The 25805-nt window shown below is 40.5% G+C and carries 28 protein-coding genes; 14 read left to right on the top strand and 14 right to left on the bottom strand.

Going from position 1 to position 25805, the window contains the following annotated elements; translation table 11 throughout:
* Positions 1-59: 59 nt before the first annotated feature.
* Positions 60-1523 (top strand): DHH family phosphoesterase, encoded by a 1464-nt coding sequence (locus E3E24_RS02855; RefSeq protein WP_167887154.1) that lies wholly within the window; start codon positions 60-62, stop codon positions 1521-1523.
* 2 nt (positions 1524-1525) lie between these two features.
* Here the strand turns inward: E3E24_RS02855 and E3E24_RS02850 are convergent, their stop codons facing one another.
* From E3E24_RS02850 to E3E24_RS02830, 5 genes are read right to left on the bottom strand one after another with little or no spacing between them, the layout of a single operon-like run.
* Positions 1526-1735 carry a PRC-barrel domain-containing protein gene (locus E3E24_RS02850; protein WP_042680796.1) on the bottom strand — a complete coding sequence of 70 codons (210 nt, stop codon included), beginning with the start codon at positions 1733-1735 and terminating at the stop codon, positions 1526-1528.
* A gap of 33 nt (positions 1736-1768) precedes the next feature.
* Positions 1769-2293 (bottom strand): hypothetical protein, encoded by a 525-nt coding sequence (locus E3E24_RS02845; RefSeq protein WP_167887153.1) that lies wholly within the window; start codon positions 2291-2293, stop codon positions 1769-1771.
* Positions 2290-2925 carry a DUF120 domain-containing protein gene (locus E3E24_RS02840; protein WP_167887152.1) on the bottom strand — a complete coding sequence of 212 codons (636 nt, stop codon included), beginning with the start codon at positions 2923-2925 and terminating at the stop codon, positions 2290-2292. Before E3E24_RS02840 ends, E3E24_RS02845 begins: the two co-directional genes overlap by 4 nt.
* The gene (locus E3E24_RS02835; RefSeq protein ID WP_167887151.1) at positions 2912-3493 is read right to left on the bottom strand and encodes an endonuclease V; all 582 of its coding nucleotides are present in this window, start codon (positions 3491-3493) and stop codon (positions 2912-2914) included. Before E3E24_RS02835 ends, E3E24_RS02840 begins: the two co-directional genes overlap by 14 nt.
* Positions 3490-4107: a haloacid dehalogenase gene (locus tag E3E24_RS02830; RefSeq protein ID WP_167887186.1), complete on the bottom strand. Its 618-nt coding sequence runs from the start codon at positions 4105-4107 to the stop codon at positions 3490-3492. The genes E3E24_RS02835 and E3E24_RS02830 overlap by 4 nt, the downstream gene beginning before the upstream one ends.
* A 335-nt stretch (positions 4108-4442) precedes the next feature.
* Here E3E24_RS02830 and E3E24_RS02825 point away from each other — a divergent pair, with 335 nt between their 5' ends.
* Positions 4443-5660 (top strand): methionine adenosyltransferase, encoded by a 1218-nt coding sequence (locus E3E24_RS02825; protein WP_167887150.1) that lies wholly within the window; start codon positions 4443-4445, stop codon positions 5658-5660.
* 42 nt (positions 5661-5702) lie between these two features.
* On the opposite strand, the gene E3E24_RS02820 is transcribed toward E3E24_RS02825, so the two are convergent.
* A complete protein-coding gene (locus tag E3E24_RS02820; RefSeq protein ID WP_167887185.1) occupies positions 5703-5924 on the bottom strand; it encodes a hypothetical protein in 222 nt (73 codons plus the stop codon).
* 135 nt (positions 5925-6059) lie between these two features.
* On the opposite strand from E3E24_RS02820, the gene E3E24_RS02815 reads away from it, so the two are divergent.
* The 5 genes from E3E24_RS02815 to E3E24_RS02795 all read left to right on the top strand — a co-directional run bounded on the left by E3E24_RS02815 (position 6060) and on the right by E3E24_RS02795 (position 11147).
* The gene (locus E3E24_RS02815; RefSeq protein WP_167915628.1) at positions 6060-6602 is read left to right on the top strand and encodes an adenylate kinase family protein; all 543 of its coding nucleotides are present in this window, start codon (positions 6060-6062) and stop codon (positions 6600-6602) included.
* Between the two features lies 1 nt (position 6603).
* The gene (gene htpX / locus E3E24_RS02810) at positions 6604-7482 is read left to right on the top strand and encodes a zinc metalloprotease HtpX (RefSeq protein WP_167887148.1); all 879 of its coding nucleotides are present in this window, start codon (positions 6604-6606) and stop codon (positions 7480-7482) included.
* A gap of 249 nt (positions 7483-7731) precedes the next feature.
* A complete protein-coding gene (locus E3E24_RS02805) occupies positions 7732-8874 on the top strand; it encodes an amidohydrolase (protein WP_167915627.1) in 1143 nt (380 codons plus the stop codon).
* 116 nt (positions 8875-8990) lie between these two features.
* Entirely contained in the window at positions 8991-9851 is an 861-nt protein-coding gene (locus E3E24_RS02800) for a rhomboid family intramembrane serine protease (protein WP_167887146.1), read from the top strand.
* Between the two features lie 246 nt (positions 9852-10097).
* The gene (locus tag E3E24_RS02795) at positions 10098-11147 is read left to right on the top strand and encodes an FAD-dependent oxidoreductase (protein ID WP_167887145.1); all 1050 of its coding nucleotides are present in this window, start codon (positions 10098-10100) and stop codon (positions 11145-11147) included.
* A 19-nt stretch (positions 11148-11166) separates the two neighbouring features.
* Here the strand turns inward: E3E24_RS02795 and tiaS are convergent, their stop codons facing one another.
* Both tiaS and E3E24_RS02785 read right to left on the bottom strand, forming a co-directional pair.
* Positions 11167-12447 (bottom strand): tRNA(Ile2) 2-agmatinylcytidine synthetase TiaS, encoded by a 1281-nt coding sequence (gene tiaS, locus E3E24_RS02790; protein ID WP_167915626.1) that lies wholly within the window; start codon positions 12445-12447, stop codon positions 11167-11169.
* Between the two features lie 25 nt (positions 12448-12472).
* A complete protein-coding gene (locus E3E24_RS02785; RefSeq protein WP_167915625.1) occupies positions 12473-13021 on the bottom strand; it encodes a GNAT family N-acetyltransferase in 549 nt (182 codons plus the stop codon).
* A gap of 49 nt (positions 13022-13070) precedes the next feature.
* Between E3E24_RS02785 and E3E24_RS02780 the strand changes: the two genes are divergently transcribed.
* Positions 13071-14027 carry a transcriptional regulator gene (locus E3E24_RS02780; RefSeq protein WP_167887184.1) on the top strand — a complete coding sequence of 319 codons (957 nt, stop codon included), beginning with the start codon at positions 13071-13073 and terminating at the stop codon, positions 14025-14027.
* On the opposite strand, the gene E3E24_RS02775 is transcribed toward E3E24_RS02780, so the two are convergent.
* Together E3E24_RS02775 and E3E24_RS02770 are read right to left on the bottom strand one after the other, a co-directional pair.
* Positions 14020-15270 carry an HD domain-containing protein gene (locus tag E3E24_RS02775; protein WP_167887183.1) on the bottom strand — a complete coding sequence of 417 codons (1251 nt, stop codon included), beginning with the start codon at positions 15268-15270 and terminating at the stop codon, positions 14020-14022. The genes E3E24_RS02780 and E3E24_RS02775 overlap by 8 nt on opposite strands.
* 125 nt (positions 15271-15395) lie before the next feature.
* Positions 15396-16685, bottom strand: coding sequence for an AMP-binding protein (locus E3E24_RS02770; RefSeq protein WP_167887182.1), 1290 nt, complete (start codon positions 16683-16685; stop codon positions 15396-15398).
* Between the two features lie 123 nt (positions 16686-16808).
* Between E3E24_RS02770 and E3E24_RS02765 the strand changes: the two genes are divergently transcribed.
* Both E3E24_RS02765 and E3E24_RS02760 read left to right on the top strand, forming a co-directional pair.
* Positions 16809-17861: a hypothetical protein gene (locus tag E3E24_RS02765; RefSeq protein ID WP_167887142.1), complete on the top strand. Its 1053-nt coding sequence runs from the start codon at positions 16809-16811 to the stop codon at positions 17859-17861.
* Positions 17862-18036: 175 nt separating this feature from the next.
* The gene (locus E3E24_RS02760) at positions 18037-18957 is read left to right on the top strand and encodes a DUF835 domain-containing protein (RefSeq protein WP_167887141.1); all 921 of its coding nucleotides are present in this window, start codon (positions 18037-18039) and stop codon (positions 18955-18957) included.
* Positions 18958-19333: 376 nt separating this feature from the next.
* Here the strand turns inward: E3E24_RS02760 and thsB are convergent, their stop codons facing one another.
* Positions 19334-20992 (bottom strand): thermosome subunit beta, encoded by a 1659-nt coding sequence (gene thsB, locus E3E24_RS02755; protein ID WP_167915624.1) that lies wholly within the window; start codon positions 20990-20992, stop codon positions 19334-19336.
* Positions 20993-21212: 220 nt separating this feature from the next.
* Here thsB and E3E24_RS02750 point away from each other — a divergent pair, with 220 nt between their 5' ends.
* Positions 21213-21533: a hypothetical protein gene (locus E3E24_RS02750; protein WP_167886839.1), complete on the top strand. Its 321-nt coding sequence runs from the start codon at positions 21213-21215 to the stop codon at positions 21531-21533.
* A gap of 13 nt (positions 21534-21546) precedes the next feature.
* A complete protein-coding gene (locus tag E3E24_RS02745; protein WP_206205014.1) occupies positions 21547-22212 on the top strand; it encodes a Kae1-associated kinase Bud32 in 666 nt (221 codons plus the stop codon).
* On the opposite strand, the gene E3E24_RS02740 is transcribed toward E3E24_RS02745, so the two are convergent.
* Positions 22205-23902, bottom strand: a complete 1698-nt coding sequence (locus E3E24_RS02740) for an endonuclease MutS2 (protein WP_167886838.1) — start codon at positions 23900-23902, stop codon at positions 22205-22207. The genes E3E24_RS02745 and E3E24_RS02740 overlap by 8 nt on opposite strands.
* An 87-nt stretch (positions 23903-23989) precedes the next feature.
* Here E3E24_RS02740 and E3E24_RS02735 point away from each other — a divergent pair, with 87 nt between their 5' ends.
* A complete protein-coding gene (locus E3E24_RS02735; RefSeq protein ID WP_167886837.1) occupies positions 23990-24505 on the top strand; it encodes a hypothetical protein in 516 nt (171 codons plus the stop codon).
* Between the two features lie 10 nt (positions 24506-24515).
* Here E3E24_RS02735 and E3E24_RS02730 read toward each other — a convergent pair whose 3' ends face one another.
* Together E3E24_RS02730 and moaC are read right to left on the bottom strand one after the other, a co-directional pair.
* On the bottom strand, positions 24516-24863 hold the full coding sequence (locus E3E24_RS02730; RefSeq protein WP_167886836.1) for a hypothetical protein: 348 nt from the start codon (positions 24861-24863) through the stop codon (positions 24516-24518).
* Positions 24860-25324, bottom strand: a complete 465-nt coding sequence (gene moaC / locus E3E24_RS02725) for a cyclic pyranopterin monophosphate synthase MoaC (RefSeq protein WP_042680749.1) — start codon at positions 25322-25324, stop codon at positions 24860-24862. Before moaC ends, E3E24_RS02730 begins: the two co-directional genes overlap by 4 nt.
* Before the next feature lie 88 nt (positions 25325-25412).
* Between moaC and E3E24_RS02720 the strand changes: the two genes are divergently transcribed.
* Positions 25413-25742 carry a YbjQ family protein gene (locus E3E24_RS02720; protein WP_167886835.1) on the top strand — a complete coding sequence of 110 codons (330 nt, stop codon included), beginning with the start codon at positions 25413-25415 and terminating at the stop codon, positions 25740-25742.
* Positions 25743-25805: the final 63 nt, after the last annotated feature.

The raw sequence follows: 25805 nt of genomic DNA, 5'->3' as shown, positions 1-25805 counted from the left end.
ATTCTTACTAAAATACATCTACGTTGATATTTAAACATTATTGTATTAAGGTGGGGAAAATGAAAGTCATCATCCTTGGTGGGGGTGCAATTGGAAGAACTATTGCAGAAGCATTAAAGGGCGAATTTGATGTTACAATCATTGAAAAAGATGAGCTGCGAGCTAGAGCATTGACCGAAAGCGGTTTTCAAGTTGTTCACGGTGATTTTTCATATACTGCAACTCTTCTCAAGGCGCACATAGAAAAAGCCGACTTGGTGATCATAACAACAATGGACGTTCCTACAATAAAGAAAACAATCCGTGTAATTCGTTCAAACAATAAATCGATCCCAATCCTAACTCTTCTTCCAGATGATATTACCCAGGAAGATATTGAAAATCAGATTAAAGAAGAGTTTGAAACTGATGTTAAAATCGACTATGCAATCTCTCCAAGGAAAGCAATCTCTGAAGTTATTGTTAGTATGGTCGAGATGTTCGGAGAAAAGAAGAATGCAAATCTTCTTGCCAAAAAGCTTCAAGAGCTTAAGGAAAAAGAAGAGTCTCTACTGATTGTTATGCATGATAACCCAGACCCAGACTCTATGGCAAGTGCAAGTGCCTTAAAAGCAATAGCCCAAACCTTTGGACTTAAAGCTGAGATAGTTTATGGAGGAGTCATATCTCATCACGAAAATCGAGCGCTGGTGAACATTCTTGGCTTTGATATGAAAAGGGTTTCAAAGGGCTCATATGAGATTAAGAGGCACTCCGCAATAGCACTCATTGATTGTCAGCCAAATGGAAACCTCACGATTCTTGAGGAGGATGATCTCAAAAAGATTCAAATAATTATCGATCATCATCAACTCCTTCAAAGCCTTAAAGAAAAACTGCCCCCGGATGCATTCGTTGATATAAGGCCAGAGGTCAATGCGACATCATCAATATTAGCGGAATACTTTAAAGCCCTCAATTTGCCACTTGATGAAACACTCTTCACTGGTCTGTTTTATGGCATATATACTGACACCAAGAAGTTCTCAAAGCTCAGCCATGTTGACCTAAAAGCTATTGAATTCCTGGCACAAAAAGTGAACTACGAGTTGCTTGACAAAATCGAGCATCCAGATATCTCAACAGAAACTGCTGAAATCCTCGCTAGGGCTATTCTTAACAGAAAAATATACAAAAACGTCGTTATTTCAAACGTTGGGTTTATAACAAATAGAGATGCCATAGCAGAATCTGCTGATTTCCTTCTCAGGCTTGAGGGTATAACTACCGTCCTTGTGTTTGGAATAGTTGATGACAGAATAGAAATTTCCGCAAGGACTAGAGACGTTAGAATTAACATTGGAAAGGTCCTCAAAGAAGCTTTTGGCGAGATTGGGAGCGGGGGAGGTCATGCCCAATCAGGAGGAGCTAGAATTAGTTTAGGAATATTTAAGCTGGCAAAGGACAAAAGCTCCTTGCTTAAACTGGCAGAAGAAGCAATAACAGAAAAGTTCTTAGAGGCATTAGGAGTAAAAGAAAGCTGAAATCACTCCTCTTTTGCCTTTACCAGTATTATGTCGCCAATCGCTGTAACCCTATCATAGGGGATTCCAACCTTTTCTCCTGGCAGCCCAAGGGCCAAAACCTTTCCGTAGCCTCTGTCTATATCAATTAGAACTTCATCAACGTAGCCAACGTAATATCCTTTGGTGTTGTATATTTGCTTTCCATAAAGTTTTGACAATCTCATTACCATCTCAACCACCAAATTAAGTTTCCCTCTTTGTTTTTAAATCTTCTTCCTAAATGCTTGGGCAGTCTCCATAAAGGCTTTAAAGAGGCTCATGATCAAGCTAACACCAGCTCCCGCAACCCCAACTAAAACAATACTCATTATTGAACCTTCAATCTTATGCATTTCGACATTTCTGAAGACTAGACTTGCAAGAATAAACCCTCCAAAGTATGCAAATGGGACAATGGCTATATCCAGTGTACTAGTTGACTCAACAATCCACATAACGAAGACTACTAAAGCCAAAAATGCAAATGAATAAGCCATTGTGAATGGGAAGTGAAGCCATATTAAATAAAGCATTGCCGTTATTGAAAATCCTAAGATAAATGCATAACCGCTAGCATTAAGTTTAGCTTTGAAAATCCCTAACATGCAACCGAGAAGCATTCCAGCAAGGTAAATAGGCATCAATTTTTCCATTGCAGTGTATGATGGGTAAAGCAAAACAATTAAGAAAAAGCTTAAAGTCATCCCCAATCCTCCGAAGCCCAATATGCTCATGATCTTTTCCTTCATCTTATCACCTTCAGCTTTATCCTTGAGCCATCTTTCAAGTTAAGCTCCTTCCTTAAGTAAACGGGGGCTATAATTTCAGCAATCTTTGGGGGATGTATTGTTCTGGAAGGTATCACTATGGCACCCTCGATTCCGTTTATTTTAACTTTATAAGCCCTAACATCTCCAAAAGTCCTTCCATTCTTAACAAAGCCTGGAATCAGTATTGGCTTAACATTGCATAATGCATCAAAAATAGTCTTCGGGAAGATTATCTTTATATTGAGCGTGCCAGGATATGGTTCAAATCCAAGATACTCCTTAATTAAAGGGGTATATTGTTTTACATAATATGCCCCCTCTCCAAGCCCCGAAATAACTTCACCAATTATCACTCCTTGATATAGAACATTTGAGAGTTCTTCATAAAGCTCTTCCAGATACATCAGAGCTTTGTCAGTCAGCTCGATGCAGGTTTTCTTTCCTTCAACTGTGCGCGTTATATACCCTTCTTTTTCAAGCTCATCAAGCCACCTTAAAACAGTTTGAGGAGACACTTCGAGCTCTTTTGCTAGCTCTCTAAGAGTAATTCTAGCCTTCTCACCAATTGCACCGTTTTTTGCAATCTGGAGGATTAATTTAAGCTTTTTCATTTTCAGCACCTTTTGAAAGTTTATCTGCAATTTTAAGCGGCTTCGGGTAGCCGTTCTCATTTACCATTTCCACAATTTTTGCTGCAGAGCTCAAATCAATTAAATTTCCAACGCTTACATAAGCTTTTCCCACTTTTACAAGAGAGCCCTCTACATAGCCCCTCAAAGGTTTCTTAGCAACTCCAATCGTTGGTTTTTTAAGTAACAAACCAATGTGAGATGCTAAACCATAGCCTCTTGGATGAGCCTTGCCATGTCCCTCAACCAGAAGGACATCAAAGCTTTCTCCCTTAGCTGCTAGCAGAATTGGCTTTGTTTCCCTCAAAAAGAAAAATGTTGGAACGTATGGAAAATCAACGCTAGTATCAACGACTTTGGTTCTTAAAACCCCACATGAAGGGAAAGAGCATAAAATAAAAGCTGCCCTTGCTTTGCCTTTTTTATATGAAACGTCAACGGCACCGATTGTTTTAATTTTTGAAATATCCAACGGTTTTTCAATTATCCTCAGACTGAGCTTTCTCTGAACTTCAGCAATCTTTTTGAAGTTTACATCTAGCTTACTCATCTCTTTAGAGCCTCTTCGAGTTTTTTCTCCAAAGCTTTACTTATCTTTGCTCTTGTTAAATCCTCAAGTGTGCGCTCGAGGATGTAGCGAGCCTGATCCTGCTTCTGTCTTATGTTCACCAATCCCTTTGGATACTCGAGGGTCATAAGCTCTTCATAGATGGTCTCCATGAAGTGATAAACTTCCTCTGCTTTTGCAATGTTTCCATTCATGAGCAAAATTAGGAAATATCTCCTCAGCTCACCAATGAAATCTCCAATGCCCAAGGCATAATCCGCCTCTGGAATTCCAAGCTCTGCCGGGGAAGGAAATTCCTGCCCTTTAAGATAGCGGTAAAAAAGTGTCGCTTCCACAAACTCCTGATGAGCATTTTGAACATAGCCTGTAAAATATAAATCTTGGTGATTTTTGAGCATCTCTCTAAGATGTTTAACCAATTCTTGGGCTTTATTGAGCCTCTCCTCAGCTAGAGCAAAATCTCCTCTATGCAATGCTTTTATTGCATCCCCACTCAAACGGACAATGTCTCTCGTTATTTTCAGAGCTTCTTCCCTCAGTGCATCTTTCTCATCAAGAACCTCTCTGATTTTGGTTATTATCTCCGCAATTTTCATCGTCTCCACCAAAACTTGTTAGAAGGAAAAGCTTAAAAAGTATGGGCTTGGCATATCCCACCGCCTTCATCGTCAGCCGTTGTCGGCTTTCCTCGAGCGGCCCCGGAGGCCAAGCCCTGTCCGCCCGGCATCGTCCCTCGCGCTCATCGCTGCCCGGACGCTCCCGCGGTCGGGCCACCGGGCAGGTCGGATGCCCATTAGTTTTATCTCTGCCGAGAATTTTAAGGATTTCTCTGTTTAATAACTTCTGGTTATATTCTTAGCACGAAGATATGCCGAAAAATATATAAGCAGACCTTCAGAGCTATGCATGAAAAACTTCACGGGTGATGCTCATGGCGGAGAAAAAGAGAAATATAGTTGTGGAAGAGCTTATTAGGACCCCAATAGAGATGCAGAAGGTTGAATTAGTTGAAAGAAAGGGAATTGGACACCCAGACAGCATAGCTGATGGAATAGCAGAGGCAGTCAGCAGGGCCCTTTCAAGAGAGTACATCAAAAGGTATGGTATTATACTTCACCATAACACTGACCAAGTTGAAGTTGTAGGCGGTAGGGCTTATCCAAGGTTTGGTGGCGGTGAAGTCATAAAACCCATTTATATTCTGCTTTCAGGTAGAGCTGTCGAGTTCATTGATAGAGAGATGTTCCCAGTTCACGAGATCGCCATAAAGGCTGCAAAAGAGTATCTAAGAAAGGCGGTTAGACACTTGAATGTTGAGGAGCATGTTGTTATTGACTCAAGGATTGGACAGGGAAGTGTTGACTTAGTGAGCGTTTTTAACAAAGCTAAGGAAACTCCAATCCCCTTATCTAACGATACCTCATTCGGAGTTGGATATGCTCCCCTTAGCGAGACTGAGAGGATCGTCCTCGAGACTGAGAAGCTCTTAAACAGCCCAGAATTCAAAAAGAAGTGGCCAGCTGTCGGTGAAGACATCAAGGTTATGGGTCTCAGGAAGGGAGATGAGATAGACCTCACCATTGCTGCTGCTATCGTTGATAGCGAAGTTGCCAATCCAAAGGAGTATATGGAAGTTAAGCAGGGAATTTATGATGCTGTTAAAGAGCTGGTTGAGCAGTACACAAACAGAAAAGTTAACATTTACGTAAACACCGCTGACGACCCAGAAAAGGACATCTACTACATAACAGTTACTGGAACCTCAGCTGAAGCTGGTGACGATGGTTCAGTCGGTAGAGGTAACAGAGTTAACGGATTAATTACACCGAACAGACACATGAGTATGGAAGCCGCTGCCGGTAAGAACCCAGTTAGCCACGTTGGTAAGATTTACAACCTCCTTGCAATGCTGATTGCAAATGACATCGCCGAGCAGATTGAAGGAGTTCAAGAGGTTTATGTCAGAATTCTCAGCCAGATTGGAAAGCCAATTGACGAGCCTTTAGTTGCGAGCATACAGATAATTCCAAAGCAGGGCTACAAGGTTGAGAGCTTTGAGAAGGATGCTTATGAGATTGCAGATGAATGGCTAGCTAACATAACAAAGATACAAAAGATGATCCTTGAGGACAAGCTGAATGTCTTCTGAGCCTTTTAACTTTTCTTTAAATTTTGAAAGAACAAAAAGTCTTTAGATAGCTAGAGTTTTGCCATTCTGCTTGAGAATTCTCAAGAGCTTTGCCTCTTGGGCTAAAGCCATAAATTTTTCCCTCTTAACAACAGCCAGCTTTTTTGAAACACCAGCTTTTCTCTGGTACAGCATCCTAACGAGCTTAGCCTCTTCGAGCATGAGCAACTCCTTCTGCTTCCTGACAACTTCCAATTTTTTCTGAATTAACTTCAGGTTCTCCATGTCAGCCACCTGGAGACCTATTAGCCCACTCCTCCTTAAAAAATTTTCGTTTAATACCTAAGTTTATTTCGGCAATCAACTTAAACAAACCATATCTTTAAAAAGCCAGGAGTTAAACTAATTTCAGGTGAGAAAATGATAATTGCAGTGAGCGGAACTCCAGGAGTTGGAAAAACGACAGTTGCGAAGCTTTTGGCTGAAAAGCTAGGATACAAGTACGTTGATATCAAGAAGTTCGCAATTGAGCATGGAATTGGCGAGATTAAAGGAGACGAACTTGAAGTTGAAATTGACGAGCTGGCATATTTCATTGAAAAAGAACTCAAAGGAAAGAACGTTGTTCTTGATGGACACCTAAGTCATCTCATGCCAGCTGACCAAGTCATTATCATCCGCCTACACCCAAAAATCATTGGTGAAAGATTGAAGAAAAGGGGCTACAGCAGAGAAAAGATAAGCGAGAACGTTGAGGCTGAATTAGTTGATGTCTGCCTAGTTGAAGCTATTGACGAGCATGAAAATATCATTGAAGTTGACACCACAGGAAAAACGCCAGAGCAGGTTGTTGGAGAAATTCTAGAGCTTTTGAATAAGGGCATTAAAAAGAGGATTGGAATTGTAGATTGGACTCAAGTTTATGATGAAATAGTGCCTTACTTAAATTTAGGAGGTGAGTAAAATGGGGCTTGGCTTATGGTTGAGAACCGGCATGTTGATGGCGTTCCTCACTGGACTGCTTATGGCCCTCGGTTATGTGCTTGGCAATGAAACAGGGCTCATCTTTGCATTCATTTTCGCAATGGTCATGAACTTCTTCAGCTACTGGTACAGTGATAAAATTGTCCTTACTTGGTACAGAGCTAGAATAGTGGATGAAATGGAAGCCCCAGAGCTTTACCGCATAGTTGAGGGACTTGCAAGGGAAGCTGGGATTCCAACTCCAAAGATAGCCATAGTCCCGACCGATGTGCCAAATGCGTTTGCAACGGGAAGAGATCCAAAGCACGCAGTTGTTGCAGTAACCCAAGGCTTGCTTAGAATCTTGGACAGAGATGAGCTTGAAGGGGTATTAGCCCACGAAATAAGCCACATAAAGAACAGAGACATTCTTATTCAAACTCTGGCGGCAGTTTTGGCTGGGGCAATCATCATGGTTGCTAGATGGGCTAGCTGGATGTTCTGGCTTGGAGGATTTGGAGGAAGGGACAGAGACAGAGATGCTGGAAGCGTTTTAGGTGCTGTACTCCTCATAATTCTTGCCCCAATAGCCGCAATGATGATTCAGATGGCAATAAGCAGAGCAAGGGAATATCTAGCAGATGAAACTGGAGCAAAGATAAGCGGTAAACCATGGGCATTAGCGAGAGCACTAGAGAAGATTGAGTATTACGTCTCGAGAAGACCTTTAAAAGAGGGCAATCCAGCAACAGCCCACATGTTCATCGTAAACCCGTTCAGAGGAGTGGACTTTGCAGAGTTATTCTCAACACACCCACCGACACAGAAGAGGATTGAGAGACTTAGGAAAATTGCAGAGGAGATGGGCATGTACTTCTAACAAACTTTGCTGTGCAAAGTTTGATCAAAAATATTTGCTGCTTTTAACTTCATTTTTTGTGCATCTTTTTTTGGACTTCTGCAGTGCTTTCTTCCAGAGTCTTAGTGATAGAGCTTCACCCCATCTTTAACAGCAAAACTAATTTTTCCTTGCTTTACATTAATTGCAGAATTCGACAATTGTTTAATTCTGTAATTAAGTCATCGACAAGCATTTAAGCGCTCTTATGGAATTTATTTGGTGGTCGCTATGAAAGCAGTGAAGGCAACTCTTTTGTACGATGGATTAGGCAATGTCAAAAAGAACGTCTACATTGTTTTTGACAAAGAAATTAAGAAAATCACAAAAGAGAAGCCCAAAGATGCTGAAATAATAGCGGAAGGAGTTGTGACGCCGGCATTCATTGACGGGCACTCACACATTGGAATGGAGCGCTATGGTGAACCATATCAAGAGGGAGAAGCAAATGAACAAATGGATTCAGTTCTGCCTTTAGTTGACGCTTTGTATTCAATCTACATGGATGACAAAGCTTTCAAACACTCAATTGAGTTTGGGGTTCTGTATTCTTCAGTTCTACCAGGAAGCGGAAATATTATCGGAGGAAGGGCTGTTCTAATTAAAAACTATGGAAGGGACATTGAAGATGCCTTCATGAAGTATGTCGGCGTTAAAGCAGCTTTTGGATACAATCCAAGGTCAACTAAAGAGTGGAAAGGAACAAGGCCAAGCACAAGGATGGGAGCAATTGGAATTCTCTTGAATTGGCTTATAAAGACACAGAAGACAATTGCCTTGCTTGAAAAAGGTAAGAAAGAGCCAGAGGAAATTGAGCCAACTGTCGAAGCATTAATTCCAGTTTTAAAAGGGGAAGAGGCGCTGAGAGTCCACGTGCATAAAGAGGATGATATCGCAGCGTTGCTCATGATAAAGCGCAAGTTCGGGCTTAAAATAACCATCGAGCATGCTGCAGACGTTCACAGCAAAGAGACATTTGAGAAGATTAAGAAAGAGGGAGTTCCAGTAGTTTATGGTCCATTTGATGCTTTGCCATACAAGGTTGAGCTGAAGCATGAAGACTGGAAGAACGCTAAATACCTCATTGAAGTGAAGCCCCTCTTTGGACTTATGAGCGACCACCCGATAACGCTCCAAGCAAACCTCTATCTCCAGCTTAGGCACTTCATACGCTTAGGAATGAGCAAGGAAGAGGCAATAAAGATCATAACATACAACAACGCCAAGATTCTTGGAGTAAATGACATTTTAGGAAGCATTGAGAAGGGCAAATGGGCTTCGCTCGTCGTTTGGAGCGGTGATCCGTTCCACATGGAGAACTATCCAACGCATGTATTTGCAGAGGGAGAGCTGATTCACGAATGGGAGGTTTGAGATTTTCTCTTTTGTTTTACATTTTGTGAACAGTTTGTTTAAAGGTTGTAAACTTGGGAAATATTTTGGCAGTCTTCTCCAAACTCTTATAAATCATTTATGCCAAAAGTTAATCTATGCCTAAGCTGACTAAAGAAAGGCTCTACTTTGTAATGCTTTTTACATTAATAACTATCATAATGGTGGTTCTCTACCTAGCTCCACCATCACTCCAAGAAAAGCTCGCTCTCAACTATCAGGGCTTCTCCTTCTCAAATCCTGCTGATTGGCTTCGCTTATACACGATGCACTTTGTCCACGAGAACTTTCCTCATCTCCTCAGCAATCTCATAACATTTGCTGTAATCTTTCCGCTACTCTACTTCTTGGCGGAATTCGGCAACAGTCTTGATTCTTATAGGAGATTACTCGTCTTTGTCTTTATACTTCTTCCTCCAGTCATAGCTCTTTTAGATCTATTTATGATGAGACGACTTAACTTAAGCTATAACATGGGCTTTTCTGGAATAGACTCAGCTTTAATAGGTGCAGTCCCCTACTTTTCGGCAAACATCTTAAAGAGGAAACTTGAGTTCAACATATCCCCTACAAACTTCTCAAAATTCTTTACACTCATTGCTGGGGGTTTGATAGCGTTAACTTATGGATTTTCCATAATTGGTGCTCCTCTACTTTTTATGGGTATCCTAGCGATTACCTATTTCATCTTAATAGCATTCAGAGAATCGAAAAAGGAAAAATCCCAAAAGCTAAAGGCCTTAGCCGTGATCATAACTGTGTTCGTTGTTGTGGTTGCGGGAATCTGGATGGCATTCCCAAAAGAATTGGTAGGTAGCTCAGGAATAGTGGACATATTTATTCACTATTTAGGGCTAGTAAGCACCCTCTACTTTTTCCCGCTGATCGAGGATACAATGCTAAGGAAACCTCAAAAGAAAGATATGATGGACAATTTTGATTATAAAAGGACATCTTAAAACATGGGAGCATATTTTGACGCCTTCTATTTTCTGTTCACTAATGTATCAATCTAACCCGATGTATTTCGTCATTTTTACGTTAAAATCGAGAATATATTACATTTTGTCAAAAATAATGGTTCAATTTTGGGTAATTTTTGGATAAAATCCAAATTCCTTTCGAAAAATGCTAAATTTTCCCACATAGCTGGGCATTATGGGACATTTTAGGGTATTAAGGTACTGCTTTCTGGAGGTGATACCATGAGATTTTACATCTGCAAGGAAATGGAAGAACCAAAAGAAGGTAGGGTTGCAATTATTGGGGCGGGACCAGCTGGCCTTTCCGCTGCTGGCTACTTAGCTTGCAGGGGCTATCAGGTGGAAGTCTTTGACAAGATGCCAGAAGGAGGAGGCATGATTGCATTCGGGATTCCAGAATCAAGAATTCCAATAGAGACTGTGAGAGAGGGTGTTAAAGATTTGGAGAGACTTGGGATAAAGTTCAACTTCAAAACTAAGGTTGTTTATGATAATTTGAGAGATATTGGTGATGAGTTCGTTGAGAGAGTTATTTATTTGGAAGAACTGCTGGAAGATTTTGATGCTGTCTTAATAGCAACAGGAGCCTGGAGACCAAGGAAACTCAAAATTGAGGGCATTGAGCTTGAGGGGGTGTGGGATGCTCTAACGCTACTCTACAAGATAAAACTCGCAAGAATAGGTTACATCCCTTGGGATGAAGTTCCAGAGATAAGAGGTAAAGATGTTGTGATAGTTGGAGCAGGTTATACAGCAGTTGATGTTGCCTTAGAGGCGAAAAGTCTGGGGGCTAAAAAGGTGACAATGATCTACCGCAGAGGACTTGAGAACAGCTATGCAAAAGCTGAAATAAAGAGGTTAATCAACGAGGGAGTTAGTTTCATAGAGTTTGCTACTCCAGCAAGAATTCTCGGAGAAACTGGAGTTAAAGAGGTGGAATTTGTTAAAACTAAGATAGTGAATGGGAAAGTAATTCCAACAGACGACACCTTCAAGCTAAGTGCGGACATCTTTGTATATGCTCTAGGACAGCTCCCAACACCTCCAATAAAAGCGCTGATATGTGCAAATGAGAAAATTTTGAGAGATGCAGGAATATTTTTGGCTGGGGATGTTCTTGCACCAAGAAACATTGGAGCAGCAATAAGAGAAGGGATTAGAGCCGCTAAAGAGATTGAAGGGTGGCTGATGTCAAAGGAGGAAAGACCAAGAGTACTATCCATAAGGAGCTTCCTCTTATCCCAAAGATCGGAGATTTGGCAAAATTGTTGAATCTCTACTTCACTTATTTTTACAGATTAATACCTTCCAAAATCTTTTCCTCCCCAAGCGGTAACACTAAAGGCCTCGATAAATGCCTCCTTGCATCTGGCGGTACCTCATAGATTTTCTTCTCTAGCTTTCTTGGCACTTCAACCGGAATCAATTGCTTTGGCATTTTATAACCGCACTTTTTGCACTTCAAGTAATCTCCCTTGCTCTTCATCGTTCCGCCACATTTTGGACACTTGGGCTTTCTATACTCTATTTTCTTTGCTAACTTTACTGGATAAAACTTCTCCAAGTTGAGCGTTAGCTCACCTTCAAACTCCTTGACTCCTCCAGCCGCTATAATCTCGTCCCCTTCAATCAGCATTCTCACGTATCTCCTAAATCCCTTAGTCGGCTCGTATGCTGCAACCCTCAATTCTCCAGTCCCATCGCTCACCTTGATGAAAACATGCCTCCCCTTTTCCCAATAGCTCCTTACAACCTTGGCTCTAATCATCACGCTGTCATAATTTTTCAAGTCCTTAATGCGCTTAAACCTCAAATGGTCGTCAGTGTTCTGATTTGTTTTGAAGATTTGATAGAATTCAATGGGCTCTTCAAAAACTAGACTCTCAAATGCCAACAAAACTTTATTCTCATCAATCCCCCTAATTCCAACTAAAACTGGATCTTTACCGTGAGGTGTTATCAAAACAGAGCGCTTTTCCCAATCAACGTTGTCGTAGGTGAACGGGTAGAACTTTTTATCCATCTCGAAAACGCTCTCTCCATTAACTTTTCTCGGAGTTCCCCAAAGCTCTCTTTTACGGTAAGCTAAAAGCTCATAGGTGAAGACATTTAAAGGATGCCCAATGGCAGCTAAAGCGCCAACAATTCCCCTCCCACACTTGAACTTGTGAATTTCAGCATTAACATCTTTAGCGACGTTCTCTGCCTCTTCAATACTTACGTGTTCCCAAATAGCTTTGTACGTGAAGTTAGTGAGTTCTTCAGGAACTTCACCTTCTAAGAACACCACACCTGGATTCGTGTTCTCATGAGTTAAATCAGCCAATTTTTCAACCATCTCGAGGACAAGTCTCTTAATTTTTGGAACATCTTCTTCATTAGCTTCAAAGCTCATTGCAACTGCACCATTCCCCCTCGTCTTATAGGGAACGTTAGGATTCAGCCTAATCAGCTTCGGCAAATCTAAAGGCTCCGCTAACCTTGAGATTTCTCTATAGAGCAAAGCTCCAAGATAAGTTGTGCACATGCCATTTGGTGAGTCAGTATCGTCAATTCCTATGTGAAGCATCATCAAAGCGTAGAAAAGAAAAGGGATGTTAAAAGCTTTCCCATTCATTCTTAAACAGCTCGTAAAATAAAACATCCGCAAAGCCTTCCTCTGGAATGTGAACGTGCTTTCTTAGCCTTCCCACAAGCTTAAAGCCGTTCTTTTCGAGAACTTTTTGTGAAGCGACATTGTATTCATAAACTCTTGCATAAACTTTCCTTAAATTAAGCCATTTGAAGCAGTATTCCAAGATTAATTTCACAGCCTCCGTTGCATATCCCTTTCCCCAATATTCCTTGCTCAAAAAGTATCCTATCTCCGCATGCCCATTCTTGTGATCAATCTTATGGACCCCAATCAGCCCAACGAGAGAGTCGCTCTTATTTTCAATGACAGCAAAAATCCTGTGCCTCTCCTTCTCTCTCCGAACACTCTCGTACCACTCCATTTCATCCTCAAAATAGAACACAGCGTCTGGTGAAGATAAATACCTCCGAACCTCTCTGTCGTTGTACCACAGCCAAACCTTTGGGATGTCTTCCCTCAAAAGAACACCAAGAGAAACCCTTTTCCCGGTTAAGATTATAGGTCTCTGCATGGCATACACCTTAAATTTTTAAGTTTCGTTCTCCTATTTATAAATGATGATGGGGAAAGAGAGACTGATTAGAGTTGTTGAAAGCATCTTGCGAGGCACGGGATTTAGGACAGCGAGAATGGAATTTAAAGGTGCATGCTTCGACTTAGTGGCGAGTAGGTTATTCCTATTGCTCTTCATCAAAGTTTTACAGAACATTGACACGCTCACAAAGGAACAAGCTGAAGATTTAAAGCGTTTAGCTAAGTTTTTCCAAGCTTCACCGCTGATAGTTGGGCTTAAGACTAAAAACGATGAGCTCGAGGAAGGAGTAGTTTACGAGCGCTTTGGAATCTATGCATTAAACCCACAAACCCTCTACGATGTGATAGTTGAAAATGAACTACCAGCAATTTTCGCCGAGAGAGGGGGCTTTTATGTCAAAATAAACGGCGAATATCTTCGATATTTAAGAGAAAAGTATGGCTACAGCATTGGTGAGCTTGCTGAGCTGCTAGGGGTTTCAAGAAAAAGCCTGCAAAATTATGAAAGAGGAGAACAAGCCGTCAGCTTAGATGTTGCTCTCAGATTAGAAGAGATATTCAACGAGCCTCTGGCTAAGCCTATTGATATTCTGCACGCAAAAGTTGAGGCTAATCTCGATGTAAAGCCAGAGAACGAGCTTGAACGGGAAATTTTCGAGCGCTTGAAGGCTCTTGGAATGGGGGTTGTTAAAATTAAAAAGGCTCCATTCAATGCAATTTCAAAAGAGGATGAGTTTAAGATTTTAACAGGGATAGATCAAAAGAAAACCAAGACCACTGTAAAGAGAGCGCAGATGGTAAATGAAGTTAGCAAAATAATACAGAGCGATGGAGTGTTCATCTTAGAGAAAACAAAGATGGAAGTTGTTGGAGAAGTCCCTCTAATCCCAAAAGAGACCTTAAGAGAAATTAAAGATGCCGATGAGCTAATTGAGATGATTGAAGAACTGAAGAAAGAGATAAAGAAGAGAGTCTTCAGCTGAAAATTACTTTTTTCCAAACTTCCTTAACTTTATCCACATATTTTACCGGTGAAGCAATAAGCACAGCCCATCTTGGAGTTTGTCTTCTCTTCAATGCGTTTGCCAGGGGAGTTACTTTTGTAAGGGGTTGCAGTTCTCCAGTGTGGAGCAATACATTGATTTCCGTGGCTTTCAATCTAGGTTCGCTGAGCATTAGGTCTGCAATTGAGAATTCAAGAATTACTTCCCCTTCCTTAGCTCCAACAGCATCAGCTAGGTTTCTTTCGATTTCTTGTCTCCTCTTGACGTTTCTGTATGCACTCAGCAATTCTTTCTTCTCCTCCGCAGAGAGCTCATCTGCACTTGCTAATACAGCTGCTTTGTATATGTCCCTGTACTTAATGCGCTTCACGATCTCGCTTGGATAGCCTTCAAGGTCTTCAAGCTCCACAAAAACTCTGCAGTCAGTCATTTTCCAGAAGTCCCAAAGATGGCCTTCTTCGAGAGCAAACTCTAAAGCTCTCGTCAGCATTCCTTCGGCAATTTTAACTGTATGGTGGAAGTAAACTCTCGAATACATCAAAGCCCTGGCAACCATCATTCCCTCTACTGCCTCAATTCCTTTTTCATCCACCACGAGCTGCCCATCATAGATTTTTAGAACTTTTAAAAGCCTCTCAATGTCAATTATCCCATGAGCAACACCAGTATAGTGAGCATCTCTCATGAGATAGTCAATCTGGTCAACATCAACATCTCCATGGAGCATTTGACCTAAATAGCGCTTCTCGTATTTGCCTAAAATCAAGTCAGCAACTTCTTTTGGTGAATAACCATAACTCTCAATTATTTCTGGAATAAACTCCCTGCTGTCTATTTCTCCATCAATGATATCTATTTTTCCGAGGATTATGTTCTGACCGAGGCGCATATGATCATATTCTTTGACGTAGTGCTTGTAAATCTGCTCAAATGTGTGGGAAAACGGTCCGTGTCCTATATCATGAAGCAAAGCTCCCATTTCGAGTAAAGTTTTCTCATCCTCGCTAAGCTCAACCTCTTGAGCTAGTCTGCTCGCTATATTGTAAGCTCCAAGAGAATGTTCAAAACGTGAGTGATTTGCTCCCGGATACACAAGATATGCCAATCCAAGCTGCCTTATGCTCCTAAGTCTTTGAAACTCCGGAGTCTTCACTAAATCCAGAATGACTCCTCTAATCTTCATGCTCCCATGAATGGGATCATGTATAATTTTTCCATCCACTTCCCTCACCTGAAAGAATTTCAGAAAGGGCTTTTAAATAGATTTTGGCAATTTGACAATTTGTCTTGCCTGACTATTGTCCCAATAAGAAATTAATTATCCAAGAAAAGAAAAAAGTCAAAATATCAAATGTCCTTTCCAACTATGAAAATTCTCTTAGTTTTTCCAGGCTTTTGTGGAAGCCCTTCTCTAACTTTTTCTGCTGGCACTGCTTCAATTATAAGTTCTGCTTGCTTGGACTCCTCAACTTCATATCTTACTGGATTGTTGCCCTCATAGATTAAGCTCCTAATCTCGTCTTCAATCCCTGCGGGCTTCTCTCCTATATATCCAACCCTTATGATTGCCTTTGGCTTTGGATTACTGGGTGAGAGCGGGTAGTAGAGGATTACAAAGTCAACCAAGAATGGATATCTGTGGACAATGCTTATGATTTGATCCAGATATAATGTAGCTCCAGCTAGGCTTATTGCATCCTTAACTCTGATAATGCTCCTTATTTCTCCATCTTCCACCCTTGCTAAGTCCCCTATATCATAATTAAACAGTGGCAGTCCAGTAAGCTCACCCTCTTTCATTACTTTTGTTATGTACACTTTGTGATATTCTTTATACTCCTCATCCTCTATGCTCTTTAGCGTTATTATTGACTCAGGGAAGGAGAATTTTGTGGTTTTGGTTTTTGTTATTACTCTATAACCCACAGCACCATCTTCAGAAGTTCCAAAGGTATCTATTATTATTGCATTGGGGAAGTTTTCGAGTGTCGCCTTTGCCAGCTCTTCAGTTAGTGTCTCACCGCCCACTAGTATTACTCTTAAATCTTCCTTGATGTCATCGGGAAGTTTTAGCCCAAGTAAGAACGCAGTTGTCGTTAGAGAAAAGAGTACAGTAGGTCGAATATGTCTCAACTCGCTAATTAAAATATCGGGCATCCTTATAAACTGGATTGGTACCTGATAGTAAACCGCTTTAACTCCCAGCTCTTCAAGCCCACCATATCCCATAATTCCCGAAGCTGAAGGCAATGGAGGGAAGAATGAAGCTATTTTATCTCCTTTTTCCAAATACTTATTAACCCATGGGATAAATTGCCTCGCGACCCTCTTTTTGTCATCAAGAGTATAAGGGATTCTTTTTGGCTGGCCTGTCGTTCCGCTTGTTCTAACAATTGTGTAGAATATGTCGCAGTTCTTTATGTAGCTTGGCCATACTTTTTCTGTATTGTACAAATCTTTTGGAGTTATATACAAGCTGTCTAGCTTTGAAACCAAGGTCTCTGGTGTTAAATTTTCAATATCAATCCTAGAAAATTTCTCTTTCCAGAAATTTGTTGTTTCCACGGCTTTCTTTGCAGTATATCGGAGGTCTTCAAAGTCCTTTAGGGAAGTTTTGCCAACTACTAACTCTGACATAGAAACCACCGTCTAAGATCTTTCTAAAAAATATTTAAGTCTTTGGGAACTAAATTGATAATACTTCAATTTTTAATAAAATAATACAAAACTTTTAAAAACTTGTGAAACAAAAGAGATTTCATGAAATACGGAGAAGTAAAAGAATTTTACAATGATCCCTTTCATATCACTGAAGACACCATAATAGACTACTTAAGGGATATTTTTGAATTTCATTTCGAAAATACACCTTACTGGCATGCAGTAAGAAAAGACAAAAAAATAAATCTGGAATTGATTTTTGATGGAAGTCTCGAGGAAGTCATTGAAAAAATATTCAACTTCCACCTCTTTATTGATGATAATGAGCTCAGAGAGAACTGGCTTAGTTTTTTACCAAAAAATTATAAAGGTAGGCTTAGATTTTATCAGTCTTCTGGCACTACTGGACCAAGGTCTTTATGCCACTGGGATTATGAATACGTTAAACTGCTGGTTTTTTATCTACGAGAAGCTCTCGATAAACTTTATCACTTAGATGAGATTTACAACGAAGCCCACCAGATGATAGCATTGCTTCACGGTCCATACGGCTGGTATCAAGAGGAAATGAGTGAGCTGATATGGTCATATGGTGGAATTTTATATTTCATTGGAACTGAAACAGAAGGCATAAAAAAAGCTCTTGAAAGGGAAGGAATTCAAGGGGCGTTAAAGCTTTTAGAACCTCTAGTAAAATACACCCAAAGGGTTCTTAAAAAAGATAAAATTAACACTGCCAGAACTGCTCTCCAACTGTTGGACCTCTTTAAACCATTTAAAGAAAACTTGGAAACGATAATGCTGAGCGGCACTAGCACTACCCCCGAAGTACTCGAACAGTATCAAAAACAATTTGAGAACTCAACATTTATTCCGCTTTATGGACATTCTGCATTCGGAGATGCGATAGGGGTGTACAACGGTAAAGATATCCGTTATTATCCCAACTATCCATTTACACTCATTCTGCCATTAGTACCCGAAAATGGCAAATATAGAATGGCAGAGTATGGTGAAAGAGGATTAACTGGTATTATCATTGCTAGACCAGAAATATTAATAGTAAAACTAGAGAATGAAACTATAAAACGAGTCCGCCCTATAAAGCCGTTTAAATGGGATGGGTTTGCCAACCCAAGGAGGAGGGAGTAACATGTTGGGATATTCAATATTCATTGCTTTTGAAATTTTTTTAGTTCTCTCATTGGATTTATTGGCAGCTATCCTTGTTTTCCGAGCATATCTAAGAACTAAAAGAAAATCTGCCTTTATTTTCTCATTTGCATGGCTCTCAGATTTCCTAACAATACTATCTATGGGTTTTAAGATGTACGAGCTGAATTCGTTCTTTATTGCTCTTTTTGGAGCATTAGTTACTTATGGAATACTAGTTTTCCTTGAGGAAGAGAAAGAATCTATAACCCTCAAACAAATGAGGAAAGCCACGATACTTCCGCCTTTGTTTGTTGTTTATATTGTACTTTTAAGGGGGTATGGGGGAGTTAATGATTGGACATTCATTGTTGGAGGCTCGTGGTTTATTGCAGCTATATTTTTGATCTTTGCGGGAATTTTCATGAGGAACCTAGCCAGTATCTACGAAAAGAGTGCCAAATACCTCTATTATGGATTTGTTCTCTTTGGACTTCACCTATTGCCTTTCCCATTCTTTGCACTTAAAGAATGGTACGCACCAATTGGACTTACAGCTTCGACTGTCCTAATCATTTTGCTGACAACCACCATGATACGATTAGTTTCATCTCCCCGCTTTACCAAACTATATGCAATAGCAAAAGACGCAAAAGAAAAGAAAATAGACCTCAAACCTGGAGTCTTGATCATAGACCAGAAAGAGTATACAGAACTGAAAGAGAAACTGAAAGAGATGCCTGCATTGGCATTTCTAAGAGACATCTCAGATGTCCCAGAAGAGTGGGAGTACTTCTTCGTTACTACTGCCCTCAAAGATGGGGTACAAAATGCAGTATCCCCAACAGACTTAGCAAAAATAACAGAACTTGCCTATAGATATCTAAAAACTGCTGCCGATACCAATACCACTGGAATCATAATTATTGACTGTCTTGAGTATCTGCTTGTCTACAACGACTTATCAACAGTTATGAAATTCCTTACCAAGATAAGAGACTTTGTTTTAGTCAACAAAGGCACCTTAATCTTGGTTGCCGAGAAAGCAGCTCTTGGCGATAAGAACTGGGCGTTGCTAACCAAGTTACTGAGCTAATGATACTACTGCTAACTAAACCAAGAACTTATAAGCTGATGTATCCAATATTATGATGCCCCTGCGCGAGGACCCGGTTGAAAAGTGAAGCCGGGGGCGATGCAGGGGCAACAGCTCGGTCATAGCGAGGTCCCCACGGGAGAGCCTTCCGCGTTACGGAGCACAATGACCGTGGGTAACCCTGACCGAGCACAATTCTGCCCGCCTGGGTTAACCCGCTTGAGAATGCCGTTTTCTGGCTTCAATGAAGGCGGGGGTTACGGGCGGGCAACATACTTTTAACTGTTTCTAAAATGGTGCACATTAAAGAAATTTGACTCATTATCAGAGCTAATAAAGTATAGTACAGATAAAGTAGAAAAGTAGCAAAGAGAGGTCAACCCATCATGTTCATGCCGCCCATTTCGCCCATGCCTTCCATTCCCTGTCCAGAACCTTCGCTCTTAACTCTCTTTGCAGCTATGACGTCATCGATTCTGAGGATCATGATTGCTGCTTCGCTTGCGCTCTTGATTGCTTGCTTCTTGACTCTTATTGGCTCAATAACACCCCTCTCGAACATGTCAGCTGGCTCTCCTGCGAAGACATCAATTCCTATTGCCTTGCCCTTAGTCTTGTGCTCGCTGATGACCTTAACAAGCATATCAATTGTGTCAAGTCCAGCGTTCTCTGCTAATGTCTTGGGGATTATCTTAAGTGCTTCTGAGAATGCTTCAATTGCTAAAGCTTCTTTGCCTCCAACTTGCTTTCCGTACTCATCAAGCCTGATAGAAAGTTCAATCTCAGTTGCGCCTCCTCCTGGGAGAATTGCACCGTCTTCCATAACATCCTTGACGACTTTAATGGCATCCTCAAGGGCTCTCTCGACTTCATCAATGACGTGCTCTGTTCCACCTCTGATGAGGATTGTTACTGCCTTTGGATTCCTGCAGCCTTCAACAAATATCATGCTCTCTCCAGCAATCTTGCGCTCTTCAACGAGCTCTGCATAACCCAGATCTTCTGAAGTTAAGTCTTTTACATTTGTTACTATCTTTGCTCCTGTTGCTTTTGCTAACTTCTCCATGTCGCTCTTCTTGACTCTTCTTACTGCCAAGATTCCAGCCTTGGCTAAGTAGTGCTGTGCCAAGTCGTCAATACCTTTCTGAACAAACACAACATTTGCACCAGTAGCAACAATCTGATCAACCATGTCCTTAATCATCTTTTCCTCTTGCTCAAGAAACGCATAAAGCTGGTCTGGGGCAGTGATGTTGATCTTTGCATCAGTTTCAGTCTTCTTAATTTCGAGAGCATCACTGATAAGAGCTATTTTTGCATTTTCAACTCTCTTTGGCATCCTTGGGTGAACTCTCTCTTTGTCTATTACAACACCTCTGATAAGCTGACTCTCTTCAACGCTCTCTCCTTCTTTCTTCTCAATTTTAATGTTGTCAATGTCAACCTCAAACTTGCCATCCTTTTTCTCTGCAACTTGCTTAACTGCCTCAACAGCCAACTTAGCCAAGTGTTCTCTGTGAGATTCAGCGCTCTTACCAGTGATTGCTGTTTTTGCTATCTTTATGAGAGTTTCCTCATCCTCTGGATCAACTTTTATAGCAATATCCTCAAGTATCTCTTGGGCTTTTTCAACAGCTAAAGTGTAACCTTTAACAATTATCGATGGGTGAATGTTCTGGTCAATTAACTCCTCAGCCTTCCTTAAAAGCTCACCAGCGATAACAACAGCGGTGGTAGTTCCATCACCAGCTTCTTCATCTTGGGTCTTAGCAACTTCAACCATCATCTTTGCAGCTGGGTGCTGAAGATCAATTTTGTCCAAAATAGTTGCACCGTCGTTTGTGATAACGATGTCCCCCAAGCTGTCAACAAGCATTTTATCCATTCCCTTTGGCCCCAAAGTGGTCCTAACAGTCTCAGCAACAATCCTAGCAGCCAAAATATTCAATCTCTGAGCATCCCTACCAATGTACCTCTGGGTTCCCTCAGGGAGAATAACTATTGGTTGCCCGCCTTGTCCAACTAATTGTGCCATTTTCACATTCCTCCTAAAGATTCCAATACGCTCTCCATACGTTAGTGTTCTATAAAAGGTTTTTGTTCAAAAATTCAAATTTTAATTGAAATTTTTGTTAAATTGCTAAGAAAGATAGAAAAATTAAACCCAATAGACAATTTATTAAGAAATTAGAAACCAACGAAAGTAGATAAGTTATTTAAGCACAACGACTCAAACTAAAAGAGGCGATTAGGATATGGACAAAGTAGAAATATATGGAATAACATGTGGAAAAGAAGGCATCATAAAGATGTTTGAGAAAATTATTCAGTATGGCTTAGTTGATATTGATGTTGAAAATCGCGCATCACTTGTAGATGATATGCTGAAAAGCAGTGAAGATAAGCTTAGATATGCTATTCAAAAGCTGGAAGAAAACGATGTTAACACTGCAAGGTTTGTCATAAAAGGTGATGTGGGAGTGCTCATAGTAAAAATCGAGGATATAATAACAATAAGAGCGACAATAAAAGAGTACAAAAAATTCATTGAGGATTTCAAACTGGTTACAGATTAAGCAGGTGGTGTTGATGGAATTGATAAAGCAGGGAGCAGAGGCAAAAATTTATTTAGCTAAATTTGAGGAGCTTTATTTCCCATTTAATGAGGAAAAAGTAATCATAAAGCACCGTATTTCAAAGCGGTACAGGATAAAGGAGATTGACCAGAAACTGAGGAAAGAAAGAACTGTTAGAGAAGCAAGAATTCTGCACAGAGCTAAAGAGTTTGGGGTTAATGTTCCCTATGTCTATGAAGTTGATTTGAAGGATATGAAAATTGTTATGGAATTCATCGAAGGAGAGCGTTTGAAAGAGTATCTGGAAAAAATCCCAATAGAAGAACGTTTAAAACTTTGCCGCGAAATTGGAAGGCAAATTGGGAAACTGCATGAAGCGGGTATTATTCACGGAGATTTGACGACATCCAACATGATTTTAAGAGAGGGAAAAATTTACTTCATAGATTTTGGACTGGCAGAGTTTGATAACACAGTTGAAGCTCAAGGGGTTGATTTACATCTCCTAAAGAGAGCTATGGAAAGCACCCACTATAAGTGGTTTGAAAAAGGTTTTGAGGCTGTTCTTGAGGGTTATGGAGAAGTTAGGGGGAAAGAGAAAGCCCAAGAGCTGAAAGAGAAGATAGAGGAGATTGAGAGCAGAGGTAGGTATGTAAGAGAGAGAAAGTGGATTAAGTGAACGCTTTCCACACCCTCTCAAAAATCTCCTTCTCTTTTCCCCTCTTGGTGCGGTAAAGCTTTTCAACAATCAGCTCTGGGGTGCTTTTACCTAAAACCCCAAACTTTGGCTGTCTGTCAACAATTAAGTTAAGGTTTTCATCTAAGCCTTGAGCTTCGATCCCATCAACTCTCGCAAACGGCAGTTCTTTCTTCAAGTCTTCTCCTAAATGAGAGACAATGATGACGTAAAATCCTTTTTCATAAGCAATCTTCAAGAGCTCTGCTATTATCTTGACAGCAGCGCCTGGCTCAGTTATTGCTTCAAACTCGTCAATCAAAATCAGCTTTCTCCCATCACTTGTCAGTGCTCTCACAAAGCTCTTTAAGGCTGTTTCAAAAGCTCCCGCACCGTAAATAGACCGCTTCCGTTTGAAGAAGAAAAGCTCGTCTAAAACCTCGACCCAAGCTTTCTCGGCATTAACTGGAAAGCCCATATGAGTCAAAATTACTATTTGAGAGATAAGCTCAAGCAGCGAAGTCTTCCCACCGCTGTTTGCACCTGTCAAAATAACAACCCTCTCACCATTTACACCATCAAACTCTATTGGGACTTTCCCAACAACATAGCTAACAGGCTGAGGATTTTTAATGAACAGATGTCTCCCATTTATGAATCCGATTCCCCATTCAATCAGCTCTGGGAATGCAAATCCTTCTGTAAATTCTTTCACTGCCCTTAAAAATTCCAGCTCATATGCTCTGTTTATCTCCTCTCTAAGCTTTGGTATGAGGTGCTTTATTTCATCAAGAATTTCCCGGCTCTTCAAATACATCTCTACCTTGAGTTCCCTTTCCAGTTCCCGACGTAAAGCCTCAATGCTCTCTGGAGATACTTCCACAGGATAGAGGTTTTCTCGTGAAAACAGCTCGACAGTAAAGTTTAGCTTTTCACTGAGCCTTTTCTCCGCTTCATTTATTTCCTCAAGGATTTCGCTCTCAATTTCACTGAAATGCTTAAATATTGCCTCATAGTTTCCTTCCCTAAGATCTTTTAAGAACTCCAATAATTCTTTACCAGTCAAAGTTAGGCTGAACTTCTCAAGTTTCTCTGCTATCTTCTCATTCAGTTTTCTCTCTTCCTCTGCTATTAGCTCATCAAGATTGTCGAGTAATTCCCTCCGCTTCATAACTTCTTCTAATTCTTTTAATTTTTCTAAAATTGGCTCAGCAACGCTCTTCTCTTCAAGGATATTACCAATTTGAACCAAAGCTTTCAAGGTCTCCCGATTTTCCCAAAGAGGCATGATATAGAGCTCGGGAGCGATTTCACTTATGCTCAGCTCGACGTCAATTCCAATCCCTATGGTGCTTAAAATTAAATCATACCCCTCCAAAGGCTCTGTTGAGACCTCACACACTCCCAAAGCTTGGGCTTTTTCAATCTCACTTTCATCAACAACTAAAAGCCTATCGTGCAGAAAATCCTTTTTAAAACGAATTGGTTTGATTTTGGCCAATATTTCCTTCAGTTCTGGCACGATTTTTGGAAGGTTCTCTTTAAAATAAGCCTGTCTCCTTAGAACCTCATTTTTATCATTCGTTGGTTCAAACTCGTCAAGATACGCTAGGCTCTCCTTAAGCTGGATTCTTCTCTTTATCTCTTCACGAATACTTTTGTAGATTGCTCTCGCTTCGCTGTTGAGCTTCATCTCTTGATGCTTATCACAGAAGTTTATGAATATTTTCCTGCAATAATACAACACAAAGTTTAAAATTTTTAATGTGTATCAGTTGTTATGCTGTTTGGGAAGCTCATCAGCCCAAGATATCACCTGAGAATTTGGAAGCTAAAATTTGAGAAAGAGAAAATTAAAGAAGGGTTGAAGCTGAGAAGCATTAAGTTCATTGAATTTTACGAGGACTCCTACGATGCAGAGCTTAAAGTTGATTCTCTTCTCGCATCAGCAATCAGCGAGAAGTATGTTTATTTGATGAAATTCGAGAACAATGGGAATCTACTCGTAATCAGCGAAAAGCCCTTAACTAAAGAAGGAATTTCAAAGCAAGACGCTTACTTAGTTCATGATGAAGCGACACTAAAAAAGCTCATTTTAAGCCAAAATTCCAAAAAATCACGGATCCTTATGGAATTCCAACCGCTTCTTGTTTGGTCGCCTATAGCATTTGCCATAACCTATTTAACAAAGAAGGTTCCTCTTTTAACGTTCTTCTTTGCAATCGGAGGATATTTTATTATAAAGGAGCTTCTCAAGATTCTGGAGTACTATCTGTTAGGATACTGTAGAGAGTGATAAATAAAAATTAGAGAATCAACAAAGCTACTACCATAAAGATCAGCATAACTATCGGTCCGAAGATTATGTAAGCGGCAACTCCTTCACCAGTCATCTCAGCTGGCATAGAATCAAGCTTTTTGCGGAAGAACTTTACAATGAGAAGATATCCCACAAATATGCCGAGAAGCCATGCTATGAGTGAATTGCTTGAATTAACAAACCTTTCTCCCGCTTCACTTCCTAGAAATATCAGCAGAAATACAGCTGGAACTAAAGCAACAGCCCTTTTAATGCTCTTCTCGGTCAGGACTGTGTAAATTGCCACAATATAAGCGAAAACAAACAGCATGCCTAAGATGAACTGCAGAATCACTTCTCCTTCACCTTCTCAACAACTCTAATGTCATAAATCCTCGTAACTGGATACTGTCCTTTCTCGTCTTTTTCTACAGCTTTTACCATGTCCCAGATTGTAAGTAAAGCGACACTAACTCCTGTTAAAGCTTCCATCTCGACCCCTGTTTTGTAGTAAGCTCTAACTTCACAAGTTGCTTCAATGTAATCTTCTCCAAACTCAAAGCTGATATCAACTCCAGTTAGCGGAATAGGATGGCATAGAGGTATTATTTCCCAAGTTCTCTTCACTGCTAGGATTCCAGCTATCTGTGCAGCTGCAAGTACATTCCCTTTTTTAGTCTTGCCTTCTTGAATAAGCTTTATTGTCTCTGGTTTGAGCTTTATCTTTCCCTTAGCAATTGCCTTTCTGAACACAACATCTTTATGGCCAACTTCCACCATCTTAACACCTTTTTCGTCTACGTGAGTGAGCTTCATGCAATCACCATTCTTTCTACAATGGAAAAGTATTTAAGCTTTGAAATCCTAGAATACATCGAAGTCCGAGGTATTTGGAGGTGGTATTATGGAAGAATTTATTATTGCAACTACCGAGCATGTTCCCGGATATAGGGTTGTTAAAGTTCTTGGAATAGCCAGAGGAGCAACTGTTAGGGCCAAGCACATTGGGAAGGACATTCTCGCTGGGTTGAGAAACATAGTAGGTGGGGAGGTTAAAGAGTACACCGAGATGCTTGCAGAAGCTAGAGAAGTTGCTATTCAAAGAATGATTGAGCATGCAAAGAGTATGGGAGCAAATGCCGTCATTGGTGTTCGCTTCATGACCTCAAGCATTGCCGCTGGAGCCGCTGAGATTTTTGCATACGGCACTGCAGTTATTCTTGAGAAAGAGTAAATTTTCTTTTCTTTATCGTAAAATTTATAAGTAGCTATGCTAGAAAAGTATGTAAAGCAAACT

The sequence above is a fragment of the Thermococcus sp. LS2 genome, from assembly GCF_012027375.1.
Classification (GTDB): domain Archaea; phylum Methanobacteriota_B; class Thermococci; order Thermococcales; family Thermococcaceae; genus Thermococcus_B.
Note: the sequence above shows the minus strand (reverse complement) of the source record. Positions and strands in the feature narration are given on the sequence as shown.

What these genes read in the sequence shown, in the direction of transcription:
- E3E24_RS02855 (WP_167887154.1), top strand. Translation starts at nt 60, where the DNA reads ATGAAAGTCATCATCCTTGGTGGGGGTGCAATTGGAAGAACTATTGCA.
- E3E24_RS02850 (WP_042680796.1), bottom strand. Translation starts at nt 1,735, where the DNA reads ATGGTAATGAGATTGTCAAAACTTTATGGAAAGCAAATATACAACACC.
- E3E24_RS02845 (WP_167887153.1), bottom strand. Translation starts at nt 2,293, where the DNA reads ATGAAGGAAAAGATCATGAGCATATTGGGCTTCGGAGGATTGGGGATG.
- E3E24_RS02840 (WP_167887152.1), bottom strand. Translation starts at nt 2,925, where the DNA reads ATGAAAAAGCTTAAATTAATCCTCCAGATTGCAAAAAACGGTGCAATT.
- E3E24_RS02835 (WP_167887151.1), bottom strand. Translation starts at nt 3,493, where the DNA reads ATGAGTAAGCTAGATGTAAACTTCAAAAAGATTGCTGAAGTTCAGAGA.
- E3E24_RS02830 (WP_167887186.1), bottom strand. Translation starts at nt 4,107, where the DNA reads ATGAAAATTGCGGAGATAATAACCAAAATCAGAGAGGTTCTTGATGAG.
- E3E24_RS02825 (WP_167887150.1), top strand. Translation starts at nt 4,443, where the DNA reads ATGGCGGAGAAAAAGAGAAATATAGTTGTGGAAGAGCTTATTAGGACC.
- E3E24_RS02820 (WP_167887185.1), bottom strand. Translation starts at nt 5,924, where the DNA reads ATGGAGAACCTGAAGTTAATTCAGAAAAAATTGGAAGTTGTCAGGAAG.
- E3E24_RS02815 (WP_167915628.1), top strand. Translation starts at nt 6,060, where the DNA reads ATGATAATTGCAGTGAGCGGAACTCCAGGAGTTGGAAAAACGACAGTT.
- htpX (WP_167887148.1), top strand. Translation starts at nt 6,604, where the DNA reads ATGGGGCTTGGCTTATGGTTGAGAACCGGCATGTTGATGGCGTTCCTC.
- E3E24_RS02805 (WP_167915627.1), top strand. Translation starts at nt 7,732, where the DNA reads ATGAAAGCAGTGAAGGCAACTCTTTTGTACGATGGATTAGGCAATGTC.
- E3E24_RS02800 (WP_167887146.1), top strand. Translation starts at nt 8,991, where the DNA reads ATGCCTAAGCTGACTAAAGAAAGGCTCTACTTTGTAATGCTTTTTACA.
- E3E24_RS02795 (WP_167887145.1), top strand. Translation starts at nt 10,098, where the DNA reads ATGAGATTTTACATCTGCAAGGAAATGGAAGAACCAAAAGAAGGTAGG.
- tiaS (WP_167915626.1), bottom strand. Translation starts at nt 12,447, where the DNA reads ATGATGCTTCACATAGGAATTGACGATACTGACTCACCAAATGGCATG.
- E3E24_RS02785 (WP_167915625.1), bottom strand. Translation starts at nt 13,021, where the DNA reads ATGCAGAGACCTATAATCTTAACCGGGAAAAGGGTTTCTCTTGGTGTT.
- E3E24_RS02780 (WP_167887184.1), top strand. Translation starts at nt 13,071, where the DNA reads ATGGGGAAAGAGAGACTGATTAGAGTTGTTGAAAGCATCTTGCGAGGC.
- E3E24_RS02770 (WP_167887182.1), bottom strand. Translation starts at nt 16,685, where the DNA reads ATGTCAGAGTTAGTAGTTGGCAAAACTTCCCTAAAGGACTTTGAAGAC.
- E3E24_RS02765 (WP_167887142.1), top strand. Translation starts at nt 16,809, where the DNA reads ATGAAATACGGAGAAGTAAAAGAATTTTACAATGATCCCTTTCATATC.
- E3E24_RS02760 (WP_167887141.1), top strand. Translation starts at nt 18,037, where the DNA reads ATGTACGAGCTGAATTCGTTCTTTATTGCTCTTTTTGGAGCATTAGTT.
- thsB (WP_167915624.1), bottom strand. Translation starts at nt 20,992, where the DNA reads ATGGCACAATTAGTTGGACAAGGCGGGCAACCAATAGTTATTCTCCCT.
- E3E24_RS02750 (WP_167886839.1), top strand. Translation starts at nt 21,213, where the DNA reads ATGGACAAAGTAGAAATATATGGAATAACATGTGGAAAAGAAGGCATC.
- E3E24_RS02745 (WP_206205014.1), top strand. Translation starts at nt 21,547, where the DNA reads ATGGAATTGATAAAGCAGGGAGCAGAGGCAAAAATTTATTTAGCTAAA.
- E3E24_RS02740 (WP_167886838.1), bottom strand. Translation starts at nt 23,902, where the DNA reads ATGAAGCTCAACAGCGAAGCGAGAGCAATCTACAAAAGTATTCGTGAA.
- E3E24_RS02735 (WP_167886837.1), top strand. Translation starts at nt 23,990, where the DNA reads ATGCTGTTTGGGAAGCTCATCAGCCCAAGATATCACCTGAGAATTTGG.
- moaC (WP_042680749.1), bottom strand. Translation starts at nt 25,324, where the DNA reads ATGAAGCTCACTCACGTAGACGAAAAAGGTGTTAAGATGGTGGAAGTT.
- E3E24_RS02720 (WP_167886835.1), top strand. Translation starts at nt 25,413, where the DNA reads ATGGAAGAATTTATTATTGCAACTACCGAGCATGTTCCCGGATATAGG.